The organism is Chromobacterium alkanivorans (assembly GCF_016937655.1).
GTDB lineage: Bacteria > Pseudomonadota > Gammaproteobacteria > Burkholderiales > Chromobacteriaceae > Chromobacterium > Chromobacterium alkanivorans.
In genome coordinates this window covers 132,387-152,603 of record NZ_JAFHKL010000008.1, presented here as the reverse complement: position 1 = coordinate 152,603, position 20,217 = coordinate 132,387, and the positions used below count along the sequence as shown (strand labels likewise).

At 62.6% G+C, this 20,217-nt stretch carries 20 protein-coding genes and 6 tRNA genes; 5 read left to right on the top strand and 21 right to left on the bottom strand.

Annotated features, from left to right (window positions below):
• Positions 1–43 precede the first annotated feature (43 nt).
• Positions 44–523 carry a DUF456 domain-containing protein gene (locus tag JW897_RS15530; RefSeq protein ID WP_205466864.1) on the top strand — a complete coding sequence of 160 codons (480 nt, stop codon included), beginning with the start codon at positions 44–46 and terminating at the stop codon, positions 521–523.
• Positions 524–598: 75 nt separating this feature from the next.
• Positions 599–2,266 carry an energy-dependent translational throttle protein EttA gene (ettA, locus tag JW897_RS15525; RefSeq protein WP_048412545.1) on the top strand — a complete coding sequence of 556 codons (1,668 nt, stop codon included), beginning with the start codon at positions 599–601 and terminating at the stop codon, positions 2,264–2,266.
• Between the two features lie 241 nt (positions 2,267–2,507).
• Here the strand turns inward: ettA and JW897_RS15520 are convergent, their stop codons facing one another.
• The 4 genes from JW897_RS15520 to JW897_RS15505 form a co-directional block, all read right to left on the bottom strand.
• Positions 2,508–3,440 (bottom strand): dihydroorotate oxidase, encoded by a 933-nt coding sequence (locus tag JW897_RS15520; RefSeq protein WP_205466863.1) that lies wholly within the window; start codon positions 3,438–3,440, stop codon positions 2,508–2,510.
• A 144-nt stretch (positions 3,441–3,584) separates the two neighbouring features.
• Positions 3,585–4,052: a bacterioferritin gene (bfr, locus tag JW897_RS15515; protein WP_205466862.1), complete on the bottom strand. Its 468-nt coding sequence runs from the start codon at positions 4,050–4,052 to the stop codon at positions 3,585–3,587.
• Between the two features lie 82 nt (positions 4,053–4,134).
• Positions 4,135–5,907, bottom strand: coding sequence for a ferrous iron transport protein B (gene feoB, locus JW897_RS15510; RefSeq protein WP_205466861.1), 1,773 nt, complete (start codon positions 5,905–5,907; stop codon positions 4,135–4,137).
• Positions 5,904–6,134 carry a FeoA family protein gene (locus JW897_RS15505; protein ID WP_205466860.1) on the bottom strand — a complete coding sequence of 77 codons (231 nt, stop codon included), beginning with the start codon at positions 6,132–6,134 and terminating at the stop codon, positions 5,904–5,906. The genes feoB and JW897_RS15505 overlap by 4 nt, the downstream gene beginning before the upstream one ends.
• 209 nt (positions 6,135–6,343) lie before the next feature.
• On the opposite strand from JW897_RS15505, the gene dcd reads away from it, so the two are divergent.
• Complete coding sequence (dcd, locus tag JW897_RS15500) at positions 6,344–6,913, top strand: dCTP deaminase (RefSeq protein WP_048412542.1); 570 nt, start codon at positions 6,344–6,346, stop codon at positions 6,911–6,913.
• 270 nt (positions 6,914–7,183) lie between these two features.
• Entirely contained in the window at positions 7,184–7,678 is a 495-nt protein-coding gene (locus JW897_RS15495) for a glutathione peroxidase (RefSeq protein ID WP_205466859.1), read from the top strand.
• A gap of 1 nt (position 7,679) precedes the next feature.
• Here JW897_RS15495 and JW897_RS15490 read toward each other — a convergent pair whose 3' ends face one another.
• The 7 genes from JW897_RS15490 to JW897_RS15460 all read right to left on the bottom strand — a co-directional run bounded on the left by JW897_RS15490 (position 7,680) and on the right by JW897_RS15460 (position 13,107).
• Entirely contained in the window at positions 7,680–8,093 is a 414-nt protein-coding gene (locus tag JW897_RS15490; RefSeq protein WP_205466858.1) for a YchJ family protein, read from the bottom strand.
• Between the two features lie 2 nt (positions 8,094–8,095).
• On the bottom strand, positions 8,096–8,569 hold the full coding sequence (locus JW897_RS15485; RefSeq protein ID WP_205466857.1) for a putative periplasmic lipoprotein: 474 nt from the start codon (positions 8,567–8,569) through the stop codon (positions 8,096–8,098).
• A 158-nt stretch (positions 8,570–8,727) separates the two neighbouring features.
• Positions 8,728–9,132 carry a ProQ/FINO family protein gene (locus JW897_RS15480; protein ID WP_203391259.1) on the bottom strand — a complete coding sequence of 135 codons (405 nt, stop codon included), beginning with the start codon at positions 9,130–9,132 and terminating at the stop codon, positions 8,728–8,730.
• Between the two features lie 10 nt (positions 9,133–9,142).
• Positions 9,143–9,307, bottom strand: a complete 165-nt coding sequence (locus tag JW897_RS15475; protein WP_156187738.1) for a hypothetical protein — start codon at positions 9,305–9,307, stop codon at positions 9,143–9,145.
• Between the two features lie 446 nt (positions 9,308–9,753).
• Entirely contained in the window at positions 9,754–10,704 is a 951-nt protein-coding gene (locus JW897_RS15470; protein WP_048412538.1) for a PfkB family carbohydrate kinase, read from the bottom strand.
• Positions 10,701–12,092, bottom strand: coding sequence for a purine-cytosine permease family protein (locus JW897_RS15465; protein ID WP_048412537.1), 1,392 nt, complete (start codon positions 12,090–12,092; stop codon positions 10,701–10,703). The genes JW897_RS15470 and JW897_RS15465 overlap by 4 nt, the downstream gene beginning before the upstream one ends.
• A 4-nt stretch (positions 12,093–12,096) precedes the next feature.
• A complete protein-coding gene (locus JW897_RS15460) occupies positions 12,097–13,107 on the bottom strand; it encodes an ADP-ribosylglycohydrolase family protein (protein ID WP_240352241.1) in 1,011 nt (336 codons plus the stop codon).
• Positions 13,108–13,370: 263 nt separating this feature from the next.
• On the opposite strand from JW897_RS15460, the gene JW897_RS15455 reads away from it, so the two are divergent.
• Positions 13,371–14,105: a GntR family transcriptional regulator gene (locus JW897_RS15455; protein WP_048412535.1), complete on the top strand. Its 735-nt coding sequence runs from the start codon at positions 13,371–13,373 to the stop codon at positions 14,103–14,105.
• A gap of 80 nt (positions 14,106–14,185) precedes the next feature.
• Here the strand turns inward: JW897_RS15455 and JW897_RS15450 are convergent.
• The 10 genes from JW897_RS15450 to JW897_RS15405 all read right to left on the bottom strand — a co-directional run bounded on the left by JW897_RS15450 (position 14,186) and on the right by JW897_RS15405 (position 20,101).
• Positions 14,186–14,270: transfer RNA gene (locus tag JW897_RS15450), tRNA-Leu, on the bottom strand.
• Positions 14,271–14,941: 671 nt separating this feature from the next.
• Positions 14,942–15,769 (bottom strand): 2OG-Fe(II) oxygenase, encoded by an 828-nt coding sequence (locus JW897_RS24630; protein ID WP_082158726.1) that lies wholly within the window; start codon positions 15,767–15,769, stop codon positions 14,942–14,944.
• A 798-nt stretch (positions 15,770–16,567) separates the two neighbouring features.
• Positions 16,568–16,641 (bottom strand) — tRNA-Cys (locus JW897_RS15440).
• A gap of 40 nt (positions 16,642–16,681) precedes the next feature.
• Positions 16,682–16,757: transfer RNA gene (locus tag JW897_RS15435), tRNA-Gly, on the bottom strand.
• A gap of 30 nt (positions 16,758–16,787) precedes the next feature.
• Positions 16,788–16,863, bottom strand: a tRNA-Gly gene (locus JW897_RS15430).
• 27 nt (positions 16,864–16,890) lie between these two features.
• Positions 16,891–16,966: transfer RNA gene (locus JW897_RS15425), tRNA-Gly, on the bottom strand.
• A gap of 26 nt (positions 16,967–16,992) precedes the next feature.
• A tRNA-Gly gene (locus tag JW897_RS15420) sits at positions 16,993–17,068 on the bottom strand.
• A gap of 98 nt (positions 17,069–17,166) precedes the next feature.
• A complete protein-coding gene (pgsA, locus tag JW897_RS15415) occupies positions 17,167–17,748 on the bottom strand; it encodes a CDP-diacylglycerol--glycerol-3-phosphate 3-phosphatidyltransferase (protein WP_048412018.1) in 582 nt (193 codons plus the stop codon).
• 112 nt (positions 17,749–17,860) lie between these two features.
• Positions 17,861–19,666 carry an excinuclease ABC subunit UvrC gene (gene uvrC, locus JW897_RS15410; protein ID WP_205466855.1) on the bottom strand — a complete coding sequence of 602 codons (1,806 nt, stop codon included), beginning with the start codon at positions 19,664–19,666 and terminating at the stop codon, positions 17,861–17,863.
• The gene (locus JW897_RS15405) at positions 19,667–20,101 is read right to left on the bottom strand and encodes a DUF4124 domain-containing protein (RefSeq protein WP_205466854.1); all 435 of its coding nucleotides are present in this window, start codon (positions 20,099–20,101) and stop codon (positions 19,667–19,669) included.
• Positions 20,102–20,217 lie beyond the last annotated feature (116 nt).

The window sequence follows — 20,217 nt, the reverse complement described above, 5'->3', positions numbered from 1 at the left end:
GCCCGCGGCCCCGCCGCGGGCGCCTTCCCTTGCAAGGACCACCATGGAAATCGCCGGCTACGTTCTCGCCGCCCTGCTCATCGTCGCCGGCCTGGCCGGCACCATGCTGCCCATCATCCCCGGCCTGCCGCTGATGTTCGGCGGCCTGCTGCTGGCCGCCTGGCTGGACAACTTCAACCACCTGGGCGCGATCAGCCTGATCATCATGGCCCTGCTCACCGCGCTGGGTCTGGTGATAGATTTCTTCGCCGGCCTGCTCGGCGCCAAGGCCAGCGGCGCCAGCAGCCAGGCGCTGTGGGGCGCCTTCATCGGCGGCATCGTCGGCATGTTCTTCGGCCTGGCCGGCGTGCTGCTCGGTCCGCTGGTCGGCGCCGTCATCGGCGAGTTCATCGCCCGCAAGGACGCCTTCCAGGCCGGCAAGGTCGGCATCGGCACCTTCATCGGCTTCATCGTCGGCGCGGTGGCCAAAGTGGCCTGCGCCTTCGCCATGCTGGCGACCGCGGCGCTGGCGCTCCTGTTCTAGCGGCCGCGCGGCTGGCCTAAACCGGGGGATTTGGTAGAATCCCGGTTTATCCCCTTCAATCCAGCGTGAATACCGATGGCACAATATGTAATGTCCATGCTCCGCGTGAGCAAGATCGTTCCGCCCAAGCGCCAGATCATCAAGGACATCTCCCTGTCCTTCTTCCCCGGCGCCAAGATCGGCCTGCTGGGCCTGAACGGCGCCGGTAAGTCCACCGTGCTGCGCATCATGGCCGGCGCGGACAAGGAATACGAGGGCGAGGTACAACACCTGGCCGGCGTCAAGATCGGCTACCTGCCGCAGGAACCGCAGCTGGACCCCGAAAAAACCGTGCGCGAGGAAGTGGAAAGCGGCATGGGCGACGTGATGGGCGCGCAAAAGCGGCTGGAAGAGGTGTACGCCGCCTACGCCGACCCGGACGCCGACTTCGACGCGCTGGCCGAAGAACAGGCCAAGCTGGAGGCCATCATCGCCGCCGGCGCCAACGACAACGTGGAACACCAGCTGGAAATCGCCGCCGACGCGCTGCGCCTGCCGCCGTGGGACGCCAAGATCGCCCCGCTATCCGGCGGCGAGAAGCGCCGCGTGGCGCTGTGCAAGCTGCTGCTGTCCAAGCCCGACATGCTGCTGCTGGACGAACCCACCAACCACCTGGACGCGGAATCGGTGGAATGGCTGGAGCAATTCCTGGTGCGCTTCCCCGGCACCGTGGTGGCCGTCACCCATGATCGCTACTTCCTGGACAATGCCGCCGAGTGGATTCTGGAACTGGACCGCGGCGAAGGCATCCCGTGGAAAGGCAATTACTCCAGCTGGCTGGAGCAGAAGGAAGCCCGCCTGGCGCAGGAATCCAAGAGCGAAGGCGCGCGCATGAAGGCGATGAAGCAGGAACTGGAATGGGTGCGCCAGAACCCGAAAGGCCGCCAGGCCAAGTCCAAGGCGCGTCTGGCCCGCTTCGAAGAACTGTCCAGCTACGAAACCCAGAAGCGCAACGAAACCCAGGAAATCTTCATCCCGGTGGCCGAGCGCCTGGGCAACGAGGTGATCGAGTTCAACGGCGTGTCCAAGGGCTTCGGCGACCGCCTGCTGATCGACAATCTCAGCTTCAAGGCCCCGCCGGGCGCCATCGTCGGCATCATCGGTCCCAACGGCGCCGGTAAATCGACGCTGTTCAAGATGATAGCCGGCAAGGAGCAGCCGGACAGCGGCGAGGTCAAGATCGGCCAGACCGTGCAGATGGCCTTCGTCGAACAGACCCGCGAGGGCCTGGACGGCGACAAGACCGTGTTCGAGGACGTGGCCGCCGGCGCCGACATCCTCACCGTAGGCAAGTTCGAGATGTCCAGCCGCGCCTACCTCGGCCGCTTCAACTTCAAGGGCGCCGATCAGCAGAAGAAGGTGGGCATGCTCTCCGGCGGCGAACGCGGCCGCCTGCACCTGGCCAAGACCCTGCTCAAGGGCGGCAACGTGCTGCTGCTGGACGAACCGTCCAACGACCTGGACGTGGAAACCCTGCGCGCGCTGGAAGACGCGCTGCTGGAATACGCCGGCACCGTGTTCGTGATTTCCCACGACCGCTGGTTCCTGGACCGGATCGCCACCCACATCCTGGCGGCGGAAGGCGAGTCGCAATGGACCTTCTTCGACGGCAACTACCAGGAGTACGAGGCCGACAAGAAGAAACGCCTGGGCGAGGAAGCCGCCAAGCCCAAGCGTATCCGCTACAAGCCGATCAGCCGTTAAGAGCCTGTTTACGATCTGCTGCGCTGCGGCGATAGCTCGCGCGATCGTAAACACGTTCGTAGAGCCTGTTCAAAGTCTCGCGAGCAAGGGCGAGACAAGGCGAAAACGAGCGAAAAAGCGGAATGTACAAGTGGTACATGAGCATTTTGAGCTCGTTTTCAACGCCGTATCGCCGACGCGCAGCAGACTTTGAGCAGGTTCTTAGAAAAAAGCCCGGACTCTCCGGGCTTTTTTCATGCGCTCACAAAGTCTTCAGCCGTCCGCGGAAATCCTCCAGCCGCCGATAGCCCTTGGCCCGCATAATGGCGGCCAGCTCCGCCTCGATGCGCTCGAAGACGCTGACGCCCTCCTCGTGCAGGCAGGTGCCCACCTGCACCGCGGTGGCGCCGGCCAGGATGTGCATGAAGGCCTCGGCCCCGCTCTTCACCCCACCGCAGCCGATCACATGCTTGTCGGCCAGCAGCACGGCGAACTCGCGCACATTGGCCAAGGCCGTCGGCAGCACGTAATCGCCGCCCAAGCCGCCCAGCCCGCCCTTGGGCTTGATCACCGCCGACTCGCTGTCCAGATCGATCACCAGGCCGTTGCCCACCGAGTTGATGCAGGTGACGAAGCGCAGCAGCGGGAAGGCGTTCAGCACCGCGGCCATCGCGGCGAAATGGGCCGGATCGAAATACGGCGGCAGCTTGACGCCGAACGGCCGCGCATAGCGCCGGCTGATCGCCGCCAGAGCCTCGGCGCTGGCGGCGAAGTCATAGCCCAGCTGCGGCTTGCCCGGCAGATTGGGGCAGGACAGGTTCACCTCCGGCAAGCAGGGCAGCTTGCGTTCCGCCAGCTCGTCCAGAATGGCCAGGGTGTCGTCCAGCGTCATGCCGGACACCGACAGGAACAGCGGCTTGACGTCGTCGTAGGCTTGGGCGTAATCCAGGTAATAGCGGTAGCCCTCGTTGGGCAGGCCCATGGAGTTGATGCTGCCCAGCGCGGTGCGCCGGTAGCGCGGCTCGGGGTTGCCGGCGCGCGGTTCCAGCGTGCAGCTCTTGGTCACCACCGCGCCGGCGGCGGAGCGGCGCACCTGCTCCAGCTCTTCCCGGGTGCGGCAATAGACGCCGGACGCGTTGAACAGGGGGCTGGCCATCTTCATGCCCAGCCAGGAAACGGATAGATCCAGCGACATCGCGCCCTCCGGCGAATTCATCTGCCGGCGATGATAAACGGACACGGCCCCGGCCATGCTGCGCCATGTCAAAACCGGAGCGGCCGCCGCAAAAACAAACGGCCGCCCAAAAGGCGGCCGTCTCGATGCCGAAATGCCCGGCGCTTACATTTGCGACTGGATGTAGTTCTGCTCGCCCACCATGTCGATCAGGCGCAGCTGCTGCTCCAGCCAGTGGGCGTGGTCGTTCTCGGTCTCTTCCAGCAACACCATCAGTTCCTGGCGCGTCACATAGTCCTTCACGCGCTCACAGTGGGCCACCACTTTTTTCAGCAAATCGCCGACGCGGTACTCCACTTCCAGATCGCTTGCCAGCATCGAGCGCACGTTCTCGCCCACCACGATGGGCACGCGCTTGGCCACGTCCGGCTTGCCTTGCAGGAACAAGGTGCGCGCGATCAGCACCCGCGCGTGCGACAGCTCGTCCTCGCGCTCGTGATCGATGCGCTCGAACAGCTTGTGCAGGCCGAAGTCCTTGTACATCTCGGCGTGGATGAAATACTGGTCCGCGGCGGACAGCTCTTCCGCCAGCAGCTCGTTCAGCAACGCTATGGTTTTGGGATCACCTTGCATGAGGACCTCTTGTTGTTGTCGTTCGATGACGCCGGCGCTGCGCCGGCGCGAACGGAATTCGCGAACCATTCATTCTAAGCCCTCAAGGCCATAGATGCACGCCGACTTGATAAAAGGCGAACGATAGCAACCAGGCCAGTCCCACCGACCACGCCACCGCCATCGCGGTGTAGGACTTGCTGCGCGACTCCCGGTACATCGCCGCCACCGTGGACAGGCAGGGCACGTAGATCAGGGTGAAGATCAAAAAACTCATCGCCGAACGCCAGTCCAAATGCTGCAACAAGGCCGCGCCCAGGCCGGCTTCCGGCACCCCGTAGATCACCGCCAGGCTGCCCAGCAGGATCTCCTTGGCGATGAAGCCGAACAGCAAGGCCGCCGCCAGTTCGTGGCGGATGCCTATCGGGTCCAGCACCGGCGCCAGCAGCTTGCCCAGAGCGTCGGCCAGCGTCTTGCCGTCGCCGGCCGGCACATGGGTCAGCAGCCAGACCAGCACCACGCCCAGCAGGATGAAGCTGGACGCCAATTGCAGGAAGGCGCGCACCTCGCCCACCGCCCGGCCCAGCAGATGGCTCAAGCCGGGCAGCCGATACGGCGGCACTTCCAGCAGAAAGGCCTCGCCGCCGGCGTAACGGCGCTTGAACACCCAGGCGGTGAACACCGCGACGGCGAAGCTCATCAGATAAAGCCCCATCAGCACCCACGGCGCCTGCGCCGGCGTGAACAGCAGGCCGGCGAAGAACACCACCACCTGCAGCCGCGCCGAACACAGCGAGAACGGGATCACCAACATGGTCAGCAACCGCTGCTTGCGCTCGCGCATCACTCGGGTGCCCATGATGGCCGGCACATTGCAGCCGAAGCCCATCAACTGCATCACGAAACCGCGGCCGTCCAGCCCCAGCCGCGCCATGAAGGCGTCGGTCAGATAGGCGGCGCGCGCCAGATAGCCGGAGTCCTCCACCATCGCCATCAGCACGAAGAACACCAGCAGGATGGGCGCGAAGGTCAGCACCGTCGACACCCCCTGCCAGACGCCGTCCAGCGCCAGGCTCTGCACAATCTCGGGCAAGGGCGCGAGCAAGGGCGCCAGCGCCTGCTCCTTGACCCAGTCCAACCCTGAGCCGGCCAGCTCCTGCAACGGAGTGCCGATCTGATAAGTCAGGTTGAACAGCAAGGCCATCAACGCGAAGAACAGCGGCAGGCCCAGCCACGGATGCATCAGCCAATGGTCGATCTTCTCGGTCAGCCGCGCCGGCAGCACCGGCGGCAAGGACCAGCAACCGTCCAGCAGCCGCTTGGCTTCGGCCATCGCCGCCTGGGTGTCCGGCACCGCGTCCAAATGCGCGCGCGCCGCCGGGGCGGCGTCGTTGGCCAGCCGGTTCAAGCCCGCCAGCAGCGGCGGCCAGCCTTGCATATGCCTGGCCGACACCAGCGACACCGGCGCGCCCAGCCGTTCCGACAAGCCTTCCACATCCAGGCTCACGCCCAGGGCCTTGGCCTCGTCCGCCATATTCAGCACCACCTGGCAATTGAGGCCGCTGGCCAGCACCTGCAAGGCCAGCGGCAATTGCCGGTCCAGCTGGCTGGCGTTGAGCACCAGGATGGCGCCGTCGAAAGCGGTGGCCAGCAACACGTCGCGCACCACCGCCTCGTCGTCGGAATAGCCGGTCAGATCGTTGACCCCGGGCAAGTCCACCAGCTCCACCATGTGGCCGCCCAGCAACAAGCGCGCGCTGCTCAATTCTATGGTCAGGCCCGGCCAGTTGCCGACGCGCTGCGACATGCCGGTCAGGCGATTGAACAAGGTGGACTTGCCAGTGTTCGGCAAGCCGATCAGGGCGAAACGCTTCATGCTTCCACCCTCGCCACGATGAGACGCGCCAGGCTGCGGCGCAGCAGGAAGCGGGTGGCGCCCACGTCCAGCAGCAAGGGCCCGCCCAGCGGCGCGGCCCGGCGCAGGTAAAAACGGCTGCCCGGCGCCAGGCCGAAGGCGGCGACGCGGCGCATGGCCTCGTCGGCCAGCTCCAGCCGGTCGACCACGCCGTGGCGGCCGGCGGGGAATGCATCCAAAGTCAACATGATGATCCGATCAAGAACGAGAATGGTTTGCATTAGTATATCCAGCCGAACCGCGCCGAATATCGGCAAACCGCGGCAATTCCCGTCCTGCTTGACCTGCATCAATAGCGTTGTCCTATCCGGATCCGCCGCGGATTATCGATAGCCGGCCACGGCCGCTTGCGGTTAAAATCGCGGACAATCAATAGACAAGCTACGGGCCCAAGACAATGAGCATCAAATCGGACAAGTGGATTCGCCGGATGGCGGACGAGTACAAAATGATCGAGCCCTTCGAGCCCAATCAGATCAAGATGGTGGACGGCCAGAAGGTGATCTCCTACGGCACCTCCAGCTACGGTTACGACATCCGCTGCGCCGACGAATTCAAGGTGTTCACCAATATCAACAGCACCATCGTCGACCCGAAAAACTTCGACCCCAACTCCTTCGTGGAAGTCTCCGGCAAAGGCTATTGCATCATCCCGCCCAACAGCTTCGCGCTGGCCCGCACCGTGGAATACTTCCGCATCCCGCGCTCGGTGCTGACCGTCTGCCTGGGCAAATCCACCTACGCCCGCTGCGGCATCATCGTCAACGTCACCCCCTTCGAACCGGAATGGGAAGGCTATGTGACGCTGGAGTTCTCCAACACCACGCCGCTGCCGGCCAAGATCTACGCCAACGAGGGCGTGGCCCAAGTGCTGTTCTTCGAATCCGACGAGATCTGCGACGTGTCCTACAGCGACCGCGCCGGCAAATACATGGGCCAGGTGGGCGTGACCCTGCCGCGTCCCTGAACCGCTTCCCGCCAGCAAAAAAGGGATGGCTTAGCCATCCCTTTGTCATTTAAATCCAGCCAAATCCGTCCTCGCAATTTCACCTTAATGTTCTAGGATAAACAGAGGGTTAGCTGACTTTCCCGGTTGGTCGGCCCTTGTACAGCAATTGATTTCTTCTTGGGGCGTAGCGGTTCCCCCTTGCCGTTGCGCCCCTTTTTTTATTCCCTTCCCGCATTGCCCTTCCCCCGGTTTCTTGCCATGATCTTCGCTTTGGCGAAGGGCGAAAATATGCCGGACATATATGATTTTTCCATTGAGACTTTAAACGGACAGCCGCTGCCGCTGGCGAACTATCGCGGCAAAGTGCTGCTGCTGGTCAACACCGCCAGCGAGTGCGGCTTCACCGCGCAATTGGGCGGCCTGGAGCAGCTGTACCAGCGCTACCGCGGGCAAGGGCTGGAAATCATCGGCTTTCCCTGCAACCAGTTCGGCGGCCAGGAACCGGGCGACGCCGCCGCCATCGGCCAGTTCTGTCAAAAGAACTTCGGCGTCAGCTTCGCGCTGTCCGCCAAGATCGATGTCAACGGCGCGGACGCCCATCCGCTATGGCGTCATCTCGTCGCCGCCAAACCCGGCCTGCTGGGCAGCCGGCGGGTCAAATGGAATTTCACCAAGTTTCTGATCGACAGCGAAGGGCGCGTCCTCAAGCGTTTCGCTCCCTACGTCAAACCGGCGGCGCTGGAACGCGCGATCGAGAACGCGCTGCAGGCGCCCGCAGCCTGACTCAGCTCAGCTCGCCGGACACGTAGAACCAGCGGCCGTCCTCGCGCAGGAAGCGGCTGCGCTCGCGCAGGCGTTCGGCCTTGCCGCTCACCTTGTAGCGCGCGGCGAACTCCACCCAGCCCTCGACATCGGCCGCGCCGCCGGCCTCGGTCGCCAGCACCTCCAGGCCCAGCCATTTGACCACGCCCGCGTCCGCGGCCAGATCCAGCGCCTGCGGTCGGGTGCTTGGATGCCAGCTCGCCAGCAGATACGCCTCGTCGCCGCGCGCGTAAGCGGTGTAGCGCGAACGCATCAAGGCCTCCGCCGTGGGCGCCGGCGCCCCGTCCGCGCTCAGATAACGGCCGCAGCAGGCCGCGTAAGCGCCGCCCAGCCCGCAAGGACAGCCGGCGGCGTCCGGCTTGGCTTTCTTGCCCATGCTCAGGCCCCCAGGGCCGGCAAGCCGTACAGCTTGAGCAGGAAGTTGGTGAACGCCGGGTCCGCCGGCTTGGGGTTCATCTTGGGCCAGCGGCGCATCCATTCGCGCAGACGTTCGTCCATCTTGGCGCGGAAGGCATCCTGATCGATGCGGCCCGCCTCGCGCTCCACCGTCAGATAGCGGTACATGGCGAAGGTGTTGTCGTCGACGGGGTTGGAGCCCACCGCCTTGAGCCGGAACGCGCCCAGTTGGTCGGCGGCGGCCAGGCGGGTCAACTCGCCGCTCTTGACCTTGTCGGCCAGACGGTTGGCCTCGCGCAGCAAGGCGTCCGCTTTGGCGCTGGACGCCGGAGCCGTTTGCGGCCGGGTCTTGGCCGGCGAGGAAGGATGCGAGCTGATGGGCGCGCCCAACTGTTGCAGCGCGCTGCAGGCGGACAAGCTCAGGGCCATCGCGGCCCACAAGAAAAGACGTTTCATGCCGGGTATTTTACTCCTGTCCTGATGCGGCGCCGCCGCGCGGCGCGTTCTGCTGCGACCGCCCGGCCTGCGCCGACGTTCCGTCTCGCCAATGCAAAACAGCCTGACAAACGGATCTGTCAGGCTGTTTACGTTCTTGCCACGCGGCCGCGGCACGCTTATTCCGCGGCGTCGCCAGCGGGTTCGGCCGGAGCCGCGGCTGCCGGAGCCGGGGCCGGTTTGGGCGCGGACATCTGTTCCGCCGCCTTCTTCTCTTCGGCGCTGACTTCGCCCACCGGCTTGTTGGCCAGATCGAAACGCTTGCCGCCGCGCGCCAGAGACTTCACGTAGCGCGGCTTGCGACAGTGGTTGGCCACCACGCGGGAGATCAGCGTCGAGTCGAACTGCGGCAGGGCCGCGATCAGGCTCTCATGGATGCCCAAGGCCAGCGGACGAAACTGGCGGAAAACGTCGAACTTGCTGTAGACATGATCCGCGATCATCTCGGTCTGCTTTTTCTTGGACAGACTTTGTACAGCGGACTTAAGTGCAGCACCGAGTGCCGTTTCAGTATTTGGCTTCATGAACTTCTATCTAGATCCATTGATGCAAAAGCAGCGCATGCTGCCCAATCAAGTGAAGCGCCGCAACCCGCCGCCCGGCCAGCTTGACAGCTGGCCAAAAAATGACGACATCGTAATCGGGCTTGACCAACGCGCGCTGGCGAAACGCCGGCGCGCCGTGAAAAATCGCGATCATGGCGGACGCCCGGGACCGAGCCCAAACGTCGCGGCCCGCCGGGGCCGAGGCGCTCGCCCCATCGCCGGTCCTGCTTGTCGGCGGAGAGCCGACTTGAGGCCATGGACGAAAGCGCCGCACGGAGCGCTCCAGGCGCTCCATGGCCGGGCAGGCGCTTACGAGGGTGGGAGAGTACTAAGTAATGCCCCTTTATGTCCAGCACTTGACGCCGATTGCGCTCTTTCCACCCCTATCCGTCTTTCTTTTGCCACTTTCTTCGAGCTTGTTCAAAGTATTGAGACAAGGCGAAAGCCGCCGAGCAAGCGGAATCTACTCGCGAGACATGAGCATTTCGCAGCCGGTTTCAACGTCCTTCTCATATCCATTCTGCCGACGCGCGGCAGACATTGGACTGCTTCTCAACGCCGAGCCCGCCTCCCTGCGCGACACGCGCCCGGCGCGGCGGCTCACAGGCAGGCGGCGGGAAAGCGGCGGTTCAAGCTGTCCCAATCCGTCGCCGCGTCCGGGCCGGCGCTGGCCACCACGCAGGCCGCCAGCCGGTTGCCCAGGTCCACCGCGTAATGCAAGGGCCAGCCGCTGGACAAGCCCGCCAACAAGCCGGCGCAATGCGCGTCGCCGGCGCCTATGGTGTCCACCACCGAAACCTGATAACCGGGCAGATGCCAGGGCGCGTCGGTGCCGGGGCAGACCCAGGCGCCGTCCTGGCCCAGCCGGCAGATCAGCGTCAGCCGGTAATCCTTGGCGAAGCGCTGCGCCGCCGCCACCGGGTCGCCGTCGCCGCACAGCATGGCGATCTCGTCCCGGTTCAGCGTCAGCAGGGTTTCCGTGCCGCTCAGGCCGGACAGAAACGCCGGCTCCAGCAAGGCGACGCGCGGACCGGGGTCTATCACCCGCAGCTGCTGCGCCGGCAGGGCCAGCAGCCAGGCGCGCAGCGCCCGCCCGCCCTCTCCGGCCAGCTCATAGCCGTTGGCGTACACCAGCGCGTCGGCGGGCAGCGGCAGCGCGTCCAGTTGCTCGCGGCTCCACTCTCCCTCGCAGCCGGTGATGGAGATGAAGCTGCGTTCGCCGCTGGGCTCCACCATGGCCACGCACCAGCCGTTGTCGCGATGCCCGTTGCGCAGCAGCACCGGCAGCCCCAGCTCCCGCATGGCCGCGTCTATCGCCGCGCCCCAGGGCCCGTTGCCCACCGGCATGCCGTTGATCACGGGGGCGTGCAACTGGCACAGCGCCCGCGCCACATTGAAGGCGCAGCCGCCGATCTGGCGCTCCTGCTGCAGCGCCTCCACATCGGCGCCGCTGCGCGGCAGTTCCGGGAGAGTCAATACCACGTCTCCCACGGCGCCGCCCAAAGCCAGGATCGCCCTGGCCGGATGATAACTTGGACACGGAATGCTCATGCGCGTCGCTCCTTCAGCAACAAATACAAGCCATAAGCCAGCAAGCTGGTCCCAAAGGATACAAACAGCCCCAGGCTGGAATCTGCGAAAACGCCCACCGCCAGCGGGCCGTCGATGAAGCCGGTCTTGCTCACCAGCAGGCCGCAGGCCGCGCCCAGCAGCCAGCACAACAGCGGCCCGCCGCGGAAGGCCTGCCGCCCATTGCCGGACAAAGCCGCTTCCTCATAGCCTTGGCGGTGGCGCAGCACCAGGTAATCCAGCACGAACACCGCCTCCCAGGCGGCGAGGAACACGCCGCAGAACAGCAGGAAGGCGATGAAGGGGCCCAGGAAATCGCTGGATACGAACAAGACGTAGGCGGCGATCGCCAACACGATCAGCGCATTGATGGCAACCGCCTGCGCCTGCCTGACCTTGACGCCTATGGTCAGCAGATTGAGGCTGGCCGAATACAGGCTGAGCACGGCCATGGTGACGATGCCCGCGGTCGCGGTCAGCAGATAGGGCACCGCCATCCAGGCCGGCAGCACCGCGCCTATCTTGGCGATGGGATTGGCCGCGCTGGCCAGGTCCGGTATCTGCGCCGACAGCAGCACGCCGGTGAAGATCAGCAGCATCAAGGGCAGCGAGGCCCCCACCATCACCGCGCCGAAAATGCCGCCGTTGCTCGACCCCGTCCGCTGGTAACGGCTGTAGTCGGCGCCGGCGATCGCCCAACTGATGCCGGTGCCCGCGGCGATCACCGACACCGCCGGCCAGAAGCCGGTCAGCCAGTCGCCCTGAGGCCGCGCCATGATGGCGCCCCAGTTCGCGGTCGACGCCACGTACGCGATCACCACCAGGGTCATGCTGCCGAAAATCCGGCTCAACCAGCTTTGCATCCACACCACGGTCGCCTGGCCCAGCAAGCTGACCACGATGGTCAAGCCGATGAACAGGAACAGACAGACCGCGGTCAGCAAGCGGCCCTCCGCCATGCCCAGCGCCTGGCACAAGGCCGCCAGCGTCAAGGCGCCGGTCACCACGTTGACCGCCTCCCAGCCCATCAGATTGAACCAGCTGAAGGCGGTGGGCGCGGCGTTGCCGCGCAGGCCGAAAATAGCGCGCGACAAAGTCAGTGTGGAGGTGCGGCCGCGCCGGCCGGCGATGCTGGTCACCCCCACCAGCGCGAAACTGGCCACCCCCAGCGCCGCGGCCAGCAAAGATTGAAAGAAGGACAGCCCGAAGCTGGTGACGATGCCGCCGTACACCACGCCCAGGATGCCGATATTGGCCGCCAGCCACACCCAGAACAACTCGACGGGCCGGCCCCGGCACTCATGCTCCGGCACCACGTCTATGCCCGCGCTCTCCAGCCGCCAGCTCTCTGCCGCTTGTACATCGCTCATCCACTCACCCCCTAAACCGTAATGCGCTCAAAGCCCGCGCGTAAGATTCAAAATCGACGCCGTTCACTGTCCGGATGCGTTCCCGCCATGCGGCCGGCAACGCGTCCGCGCCGCGCAGCGCCCCGCACACCGCGGTCGCCATCGCGCCTATGGTGTCGGTGTCGCCGCCCAGATTGGCCGCCAGCACCGCGCAGCGGCGCGGATCGCCCTGCGCGCAGTCCACCAGGGCCAGGGCGGTCGGCACCGACTCTATGGTGTCCATGCCGGCTCCCAGCGTGTGATACAGCTCGGCGACCACCGCCGCATCGTCTTGGCCGCGCAAACGCTCCGCCAGCTCGAAGCCCCAGGCCAGGCGCCGGCTCAGCAAGGGGCTGAACGTCGTCACCCGCTCCAGCTGCGCCAGATCGGCGATTTCGGGCAGCTCGGCCTTGATGCTCGGCCAATCCGCGCCCTCCACCGCCCGCGACACCGCCCAGGCGACGGCCGCGGCGCCGGCCACCGCGATATCGGACTGGTGGGTGGGACTGCAACTCAGCCGCACCGCCTGGACGAAGGCCTGCCGGTCCCCGCTGGGCAATACGCAGCCCAAGGGGGCCACCCGCATCGCCGCGCCGTTGGTCACGCCGTTGGCGCCCAGCGAGTCTATGGACTGCCCGGACAAAATAGCCCTCAGCGCGGCTTTGGAACTGGGTCCCAGAATGTTCTTGTTGAAGGCGTCTATGCCTTCGGCCCAGGCGATGATGTTGGCGGCGATGCGCTCCGGCTCCACCACGCCGTCCGCGGCGATCAGCGCGTCCATCAAGGCGATGGCCTGCTGGGTGTCGTCGGTGAACTCGCCGGCGACGAACTCGGAAGCGGCGAAATTCTCCGCGGGGCCGGGCAGGAAATCATCGATCCAGCCAAAGAAAGCCCGCACCTGCCGCTGCGGCCACAACTCGGAGGGCATGCCCATCGCATCCCCCGCCGCCTGCCCGTAAAGAGCCCCGAGAATGGACTGGTAGCCCTTGCTAATCATCGTCAAACCGCGTCTCTCCGCCAGGATGCCAACGCCGGAGCCCGTCCAAGGACCTGTTCAAATTCCGCCGCGCGTCGCGCGATACGGTGAACAGGCCCCCAAGGAATCCGATTGGCATCGCATGATAAGTCCAATGCAAATCCAATAGTACATAACCATACTATTGATCAGGAAAGCATGCCACAAGGCTTGGCCCCGCCCTCCCCGTTACCGCCGGCATTGATTTAGACTGGAACGCGCACGCACAGGAGTTTTCACACGATATGAGCGATATTCTGGAATGCCTGTCCGCCAGCCTGCAGCGGTCCGACGCGACGCCGCGCTACCTGCTGATCGCCGGCGCGCTGGAGCAAGCCATCCGGCGGCATCAGTTGGCCGAAGGGGCTTTCCTGCCCACCGAGCGGCTGATGGCGGAGAAACTGGGGCTGTCGCGCGTCACCATCAGCAAGGCGATGGCGGAGCTGGAGCGCAAGCGGCTGATCACCCGCCAGCAAGGCCGGGGCACGCGCGTCGCCCAGGCTTTCCGCTACTCGCTCAACGACAGCGGGGGCTTCACCGAACAAGTGCTGCGCAGCGGCGGCAGCGTGGCCAATCAATGGCTGTTGCGACGGCGGGAACGCGCGCCGGCCGCCATCGCCGGCCTACTGCGGCTGCCCGCCGGCGCGGACATCGCCAAGCTGCGTCGCCTGCGCCTGATGGACGGCACGCCGGCCGCGCTGGAAACCACCTATATCCCGCTGGCCTACCTGCCCGAGCCTGAGCGGCTGGAACACTCGTTATATCAGTGGTGGGAACGACATGGCGTGGAGATCGGCCGCAAGCATTTCCGCCTGGCGTCCTGCGCGGCGGACCAGGACAGCGCCGCCTTATTGCATGTCCAGGCCGGCACGCCGCTGCTGCGCATCCTGCAAACCAGCTTGAACGCGGCGGAGCAAGTACTGGAATTCAGCGAGGTCTTGTGCCGCAGCGATCTCTATGAGTTCGAGGTGCAGCTGTGAGGAGGAGGAGCCCTAAACAAAAACCCGCCCAGCGCTACGCTGTGCGGGTCATCGTCGTCCCTAGGACGGCTTCGCCGTAATGGTGCCCCGGGCCGGAATCGAACCGGCACGACCGAAGTCGAGGGATTTTAAGTCCCTTGTGTCTACCAATTTCACCACCGGGGCGGGCAAAGAGACGGCGATTCTATCCCAGAGCCGCGTCGCTGGCAAACCGGGGCGGCGATGGGCAGGACAAAGCAAAAGCCTCTCACAGTCTTTGACCTTCGGAGTGGAAGCTAAAGTCAAAGCTGAACGGACATATACGGCTCCCCACCCCATCACATACTCGCAAAACTCAAGAAACTACAGACAAAAACACTCCGAAAACGCTTACGGACAGCTACAAAAATCAGCAGAACAAGTTGGCAACCTGACTTGGGATAGTCAGGGGACGCCAACTTGTTACCTAAACAGCCATGGAATGAGTTACAGCTATGGCTACCCAAGCCCCTCAACACTGTGTCAAAGCTTGTCTGCAGCGATATGATCAGACAGACAGTCCTCAGTGGCGTCATATTTATCCTACCCACCGACACCGCTTGGACAGGCTTACCCAAGAACCCCGGCTTTGGTCGATTAAGAGGAGTTGCTGGCGAGAAATATGCAATTGGCAAGGTCAAGACTCTAGGATCGTCTCCACCTGACTTTTGCTGACCCATCTAAGCAATACATCAAATCAATTGAGACTGTTGGCCTGGCTCGATAGACCTCGCACCGAGCCTAAATATGCATTTCACTTCGTCCATGCTTACTCATTGACAGCCTTACGGCTTATCAACCAATGCCGTCGGCAGCTCTTAGTCGTTATTTATTTTCTTATTTATAAGCGACTTTCCTCGCCCTGTTTTTAATACCTTAGACACGAAATTCCGCAGCGCATTGTCGGCAGTTCCTACAAAACGTTTGATACTTTCATCAGGTCTCCCAGTGAAGGAAGTGACATGAAAGTATTCAGTATCGTCAGGAGAATTTTTTGAGAAGTAGTAGTTTGATACACAACAACGTGGGCGATCCACAACAACGGGACTCACAGAGTGCCAACTTGTTTTATTGGTTTCCATTACGGCCAGTCTATTTGTCAGGGCTGTAATGGTTTTGGGCTGTGTTTTATCCTTGTTCCATAGTTCTAGGTTACCTCCGTTCTCGATCTTCCACTCTGGCGACACATAGTAGAGCAAGTTCAATCTTCTGTAACGAAGACGATCTCCATCATGGCTATTATCTATGTGAGGATTCAGGAAGTCCCCAGGGAACATCATGGACAACCCACCGGCATACAAGTGTGGGTCTGGGTCAATTCCGGTAAAGCCAACGAACTCAGACAACAGATCAACAACTCTTTTGTCTTGGAGAGCGTAAGTAATGTCGGATAACACTTTATCGTAGCTACTTAGGTCTGCAGATGTTTTCTTTTTCTCACGAAAGGACTCTCGATCAAAAAAACCATTCCCATCCCTGGGAAAGGCATTATAAATCTTCTCGCACAATTCAGGCTCGAGAAGACCATCAATAACGAAGTGTCTTGTTTCCGTTCCTTCAGGATTATGCCACTGCTGCTTAATCGACTCTGCGGACTCCTTAATTTTATTCAAAATAGCCAGTGTAATTTTCTCTTGTGCATTCACAACTTATCATCCTTTTGTGCATTTTGTTGACAGACATTAGAGCGGGTTACGCTCGTGCTTTTTAAATCTATTATTATTTTAACTCGAGCTATGCGATGTAAATCATTTGCACGTAGGCACAGTTAATTCTGGATATCTTTTATCCTAGCAACCACCATTCACTAGGGATGCCCATGAGTACACCCTATCCAGAGGAGAGCGTCAAGTTACACACTAAGAGCCACTAATAAAATTTTCTGATAACCACAGGAAAATCAATGAGCAAGCAAGCTTGAGTAGAGTGGAATGCACATCCAGACACGGATGCGCAACTTGCCGAGCCCGGCCAAACCGATACAGGTCCAAGCCCGACTGATTTGGTCGGGTTGCCGCAGGTTGAGTAAGCGGAATCAAGCAGAGGCCTTGGGCACTCCCATCCGCCTCCCCGGCATTAGCCCCCCCCCAAACCTTTGAGAATGCAGCCATTCGGCTGCGCACCCTTTTACCCCCCACGAGAAACGATGGAACCGGCAACACAGGAGAGCCCCCATCACCTGCTACTCGTCCCCCTCTTGTTCAAGGATCAGGAGCACTGAGCACAGCCGCAAGCCTTTGCGGCAGACGCCTCCGGGCCGCAGGCATTTTGTGGCCACACAAACTAGCGTAGCCGGCAAAAACTATAGCCTACGCGTGGTTCGCCGCTCTGAGCGAGTGGTTGAGGGCTGAAATCGACGGGAAAAAGTAGGGATTCGGTAGTTGTGACAGCAGAAGCAGGACAAAGCAAAAGCCCCGCAAGTCTTTGACTTACGGGGCTTTGACTGGAGGCGGGGGTCGGAATCGAACCGGCGTAGACGGATTTGCAATCCGCTGCATAACCACTTTGCTACCCCGCCGTTACCGGCGAATCACCAACCTGGGCTGATGACTTAAATTTGGAGCGGGAAACGAGGCTCGAACTCGCGACCTCAACCTTGGCAAGGTTGCGCTCTACCAACTGAGCTATTCCCGCAGTGTACTGCAACGACAAGCATTGGGGGGATGGAGCGGGAAACGAGGCTCGAACTCGCGACCTCAACCTTGGCAAGGTTGCGCTCTACCAACTGAGCTATTCCCGCGTCGCACAATGCTATCGCAGAAGATAATGGAGCGGGAAACGAGGCTCGAACTCGCGACCTCAACCTTGGCAAGGTTGCGCTCTACCAACTGAGCTATTCCCGCGTCGCATAATGCTATTGCAGAGGATTTGGAGCGGGAAACGAGGCTCGAACTCGCGACCTCAACCTTGGCAAGGTTGCGCTCTACCAACTGAGCTATTCCCGCTTTCAAAACTGCTGCAATACTTCTGCTTTCTCTTCGCTGCTGCTGGAGCAGCGCTGAGAGATGCGAATTATAAGGATTTATCGATCACTGTCAACACTTCAAACATCAATTTTTTTCCCGGAGAACTCCTTGGCGGCCATCCTCAGGTAATAAACCATTGACCACAAAGTCAAAATCACCGCCACCACCATGAAGGCGTTGCCCAAAATTAATGTCGAAACCCCCGGCAGCAGCGGGCCGGCGTACAGCAGCAGCAGGATGGCCACCATTTGCGCGGCGGTTTTCAGCTTGCCGATATAGGCCACCGCCACGCTTTTGCGGGTGCCCATCTCGGCCATCCATTCGCGCAGCGCGGAAATGGCGATCTCGCGGCCGATGATGATCATCGCCATCCAGCCTTCCGTTCTCCCCATCTGCACCAGCAGGATCAGCGCGGCGGCGACGATCAGCTTGTCCGCCACCGGGTCCAGGAAGGCGCCGAAGGCCGAGGTCTGGCCCAGCTTGCGCGCCAGATAGCCGTCCAGCCAGTCGGTGATCGCCGCCAAGGCGAAGATGGCGGCCCCTACCTGGTTGCGGCTTTGCAGCAGCAGCACGGAATCCGGCAAAAAGAACACCGCTACGCAGATAGGGATCAGGGCAACCCTGAGCCAGGTCAGGAATATCGGCAAATTGAAGGGCATCGGTATCAGTAATCTTATTGTTTGCGGCTCGGTCAAAAACTGCGCGTCCGCCCCAAGCCACAACGGGACGCACAGCGATGGTTACAGTGTATAAACGATGGCGCGCCGGCAATCAATGCAGCGCGTTGTAAATCTTCTCCGCCAGCGTGCGGCTGATACCGTCCACCTGGGCCAGGTCGTCCATGCTGGCGGCGGCCACGCCGCGCAGGCCGCCGAAGCGCATCAACAACTGCTGCCGACGCTTGGCGCCCACGCCCGGAATCTCCTCCAGCGTGGACGCGGTGCGCGCCTTGGCGCGCCGCGCGCGGTGGCCGGTGATGGCGAAACGGTGGGCCTCGTCGCGCACGGTCTGGATCAAGTGCAGCGCCGGATGGTCCTGCCGCAGCTGCAGGCTCTTGTCCAGATACGGCAGGATCAGCGTCTCCAGCCCCGGCTTGCGCTCCTCGCCCTTGGCGATGCCGACGATGGGCAGGTTCAGGCCGATTTCGGCGAACACCTCCAAGGCCACGCCCACCTGCCCCTTGCCGCCGTCGATGAACACCGCGTCCGGCAACTTGCCCTCGCCCGCCGCCAGCTTGCCGTAGCGACGTGACAGAACTTCGCGCATCGCGGCGTAATCGTCGCCGGGCTTGGCGGTTTCGATATTGTAGCGCCGGTATTCGCCGGGCTGCATCGCGCCCTTGTCGTAGATCACACAGGACGCCACCGTGGCCTCGCCCATGGTGTGGCTGATGTCGAAGCATTCGAAGCGGCCGGCGCCCTCCAGCTCCAGCACCTCGTTGAGCTGGGCCAGCCGCTGATTCTGGGTGGCTTTGCTGTTGGCCCGCTGCATGATGGCCAGCACGGCGTTCTTCTCCGCCATTTCCAGCCACACCCGCCGCTCGCCTATGGGATTGCTGGCGATGGCCAGCTTGCGCTCGGCCTGCCGCTCCAGGTGCTGGCGCAGGGTGTCGGAAATCTCGCCGTTGATGATGATGGCCGGCGGCAAGGGCGCGCCCAGATAATGCTGGGCCAGGAAGGCTTCCAGGCTGTCCGCCAGTTCGCCCTCCTCGCCGCTGACCGGGAAAAAGCTCTTGTCGCCCAGATGCCGGCCGCCGCGAATCATCACCAGATTGACGCAGAGCATGCCTTCCTGCTGCACCGAGGCCACCACATCGCAATCCTGCTGGCTGGAGTTGCTGGAAACGAACTGCTTCTCCTGCACTCGCGCCAGCGCCTGGATCTGGTCGCGCAGCTCCGCCGCCTGCTCGAACTCCATCGCCTCCGCCGCCGCCATCATGCGCTGGGTCAGGCCGTCGATCAGCTCGCTCTGACGGCCTTGCAGGAAGGCCACCGCGCTGGCCACGTCGCGCGCGTAGTCGTCCTTGGAGATATGGTCGACGCAGGGGCCGGAACAACGCTTGATCTGATACAGCAAACAGGGACGGGAGCGGTTGGAGAACACCGCGTCCTCGCAAGTGCGCAAGCGGAACACCTTTTGCAGGATCTGGATGCTTTCGCGCACCGCGTAGCCGTTGGGATACGGGCCGAAATACTGGTTCGGCCGCTTGGGGTCGCCGCGGTAATAGGCCATCTGCGGAAACGCGTGGCCGGTCAGCATCAGATAGGGATAGGACTTGTCGTCGCGGAACAGGATGTTGTAGCGCGGCGTCAGCGCCTTGATCAGATTGTTTTCCAGGATCAACGCCTCCGCCTCGGAGCGCGTGACCGTGGTTTCGATGTTGGCGATCTGGCGCACCATCAACTGGATGCGCGGCGACTGATCGTTTTTCTGGAAGTAGGAGCTGACCCGCCGCTTCAGATCGATGGCCTTGCCGACATAAAGCACGCTGCCCGACGCGTCGAGCATTCGATACACGCCGGGCAGATTGGGCAGGGAGGCCAGTACCGCCTTGTAGTCAAAAACCGGTTTCGCCACTTATTTTCCACACCAGGTCTGCACATTGGCCTGCGCCTGGGCGATCAGCTCATTGCGCTGCGCGTCGGTGGCCAAGGCATTGGAACCCGGCATGCGGATGCGGCTATTGGTCTGCACCGAGGCCAGCTGATTGCGGGCGTTCTGGCAGTTCTGCTCGCGAATCTTGGCGTTGGCTTCCACGATCTTGGCGTTTTCCGCCGCGATCTTGGCGTTCTCTCCGCTCGCGTCCTTGCCCGCGGCTTTCTTGACGTCCTTGGCCGGGGCCGAGGCCGGCGCCGGCGCGCGCGTGCTCATGCGGCGGGCGTTGACGCTGGGCGGCGGCTGGTCCGAATACACGGTCTTGCCGGCTTCGTCCTTCCATACATAGACTTCCGCGCTGGCGGCGGAGGAGGCCAGCAAAGCCAGCAAAAAGGTCCATACTAAGGTTGACTTCATCATCGACTCCCTGACCCGAATGCGCTGCAGATACTCAAATTGTAAGGCCTGCGCGGCCGGCGGGCAAAAAGGTAACAGGCTTGGGGGCGGAAAGCCCGTTTTTTTGCAATAGCGTT

Bases quoted from the DNA above. Each gene is read 5' to 3' on its own strand.
- JW897_RS15530 (WP_205466864.1), top strand. From the start codon at position 44: ATGGAAATCGCCGGCTACGTTCTCGCCGCCCTGCTCATCGTCGCCGGC.
- ettA (WP_048412545.1), top strand. From the start codon at position 599: ATGGCACAATATGTAATGTCCATGCTCCGCGTGAGCAAGATCGTTCCG.
- JW897_RS15520 (WP_205466863.1), bottom strand. From the start codon at position 3,440: ATGTCGCTGGATCTATCCGTTTCCTGGCTGGGCATGAAGATGGCCAGC.
- bfr (WP_205466862.1), bottom strand. From the start codon at position 4,052: ATGCAAGGTGATCCCAAAACCATAGCGTTGCTGAACGAGCTGCTGGCG.
- feoB (WP_205466861.1), bottom strand. From the start codon at position 5,907: ATGAAGCGTTTCGCCCTGATCGGCTTGCCGAACACTGGCAAGTCCACC.
- JW897_RS15505 (WP_205466860.1), bottom strand. From the start codon at position 6,134: ATGTTGACTTTGGATGCATTCCCCGCCGGCCGCCACGGCGTGGTCGAC.
- dcd (WP_048412542.1), top strand. From the start codon at position 6,344: ATGAGCATCAAATCGGACAAGTGGATTCGCCGGATGGCGGACGAGTAC.
- JW897_RS15495 (WP_205466859.1), top strand. From the start codon at position 7,184: ATGCCGGACATATATGATTTTTCCATTGAGACTTTAAACGGACAGCCG.
- JW897_RS15490 (WP_205466858.1), bottom strand. From the start codon at position 8,093: ATGGGCAAGAAAGCCAAGCCGGACGCCGCCGGCTGTCCTTGCGGGCTG.
- JW897_RS15485 (WP_205466857.1), bottom strand. From the start codon at position 8,569: ATGAAACGTCTTTTCTTGTGGGCCGCGATGGCCCTGAGCTTGTCCGCC.
- JW897_RS15480 (WP_203391259.1), bottom strand. From the start codon at position 9,132: ATGAAGCCAAATACTGAAACGGCACTCGGTGCTGCACTTAAGTCCGCT.
- JW897_RS15475 (WP_156187738.1), bottom strand. From the start codon at position 9,307: ATGATCGCGATTTTTCACGGCGCGCCGGCGTTTCGCCAGCGCGCGTTG.
- JW897_RS15470 (WP_048412538.1), bottom strand. From the start codon at position 10,704: ATGAGCATTCCGTGTCCAAGTTATCATCCGGCCAGGGCGATCCTGGCT.
- JW897_RS15465 (WP_048412537.1), bottom strand. From the start codon at position 12,092: ATGAGCGATGTACAAGCGGCAGAGAGCTGGCGGCTGGAGAGCGCGGGC.
- JW897_RS15460 (WP_240352241.1), bottom strand. From the start codon at position 13,107: ATGATTAGCAAGGGCTACCAGTCCATTCTCGGGGCTCTTTACGGGCAG.
- JW897_RS15455 (WP_048412535.1), top strand. From the start codon at position 13,371: ATGAGCGATATTCTGGAATGCCTGTCCGCCAGCCTGCAGCGGTCCGAC.
- pgsA (WP_048412018.1), bottom strand. From the start codon at position 17,748: ATGCCCTTCAATTTGCCGATATTCCTGACCTGGCTCAGGGTTGCCCTG.
- JW897_RS15405 (WP_205466854.1), bottom strand. From the start codon at position 20,101: ATGAAGTCAACCTTAGTATGGACCTTTTTGCTGGCTTTGCTGGCCTCC.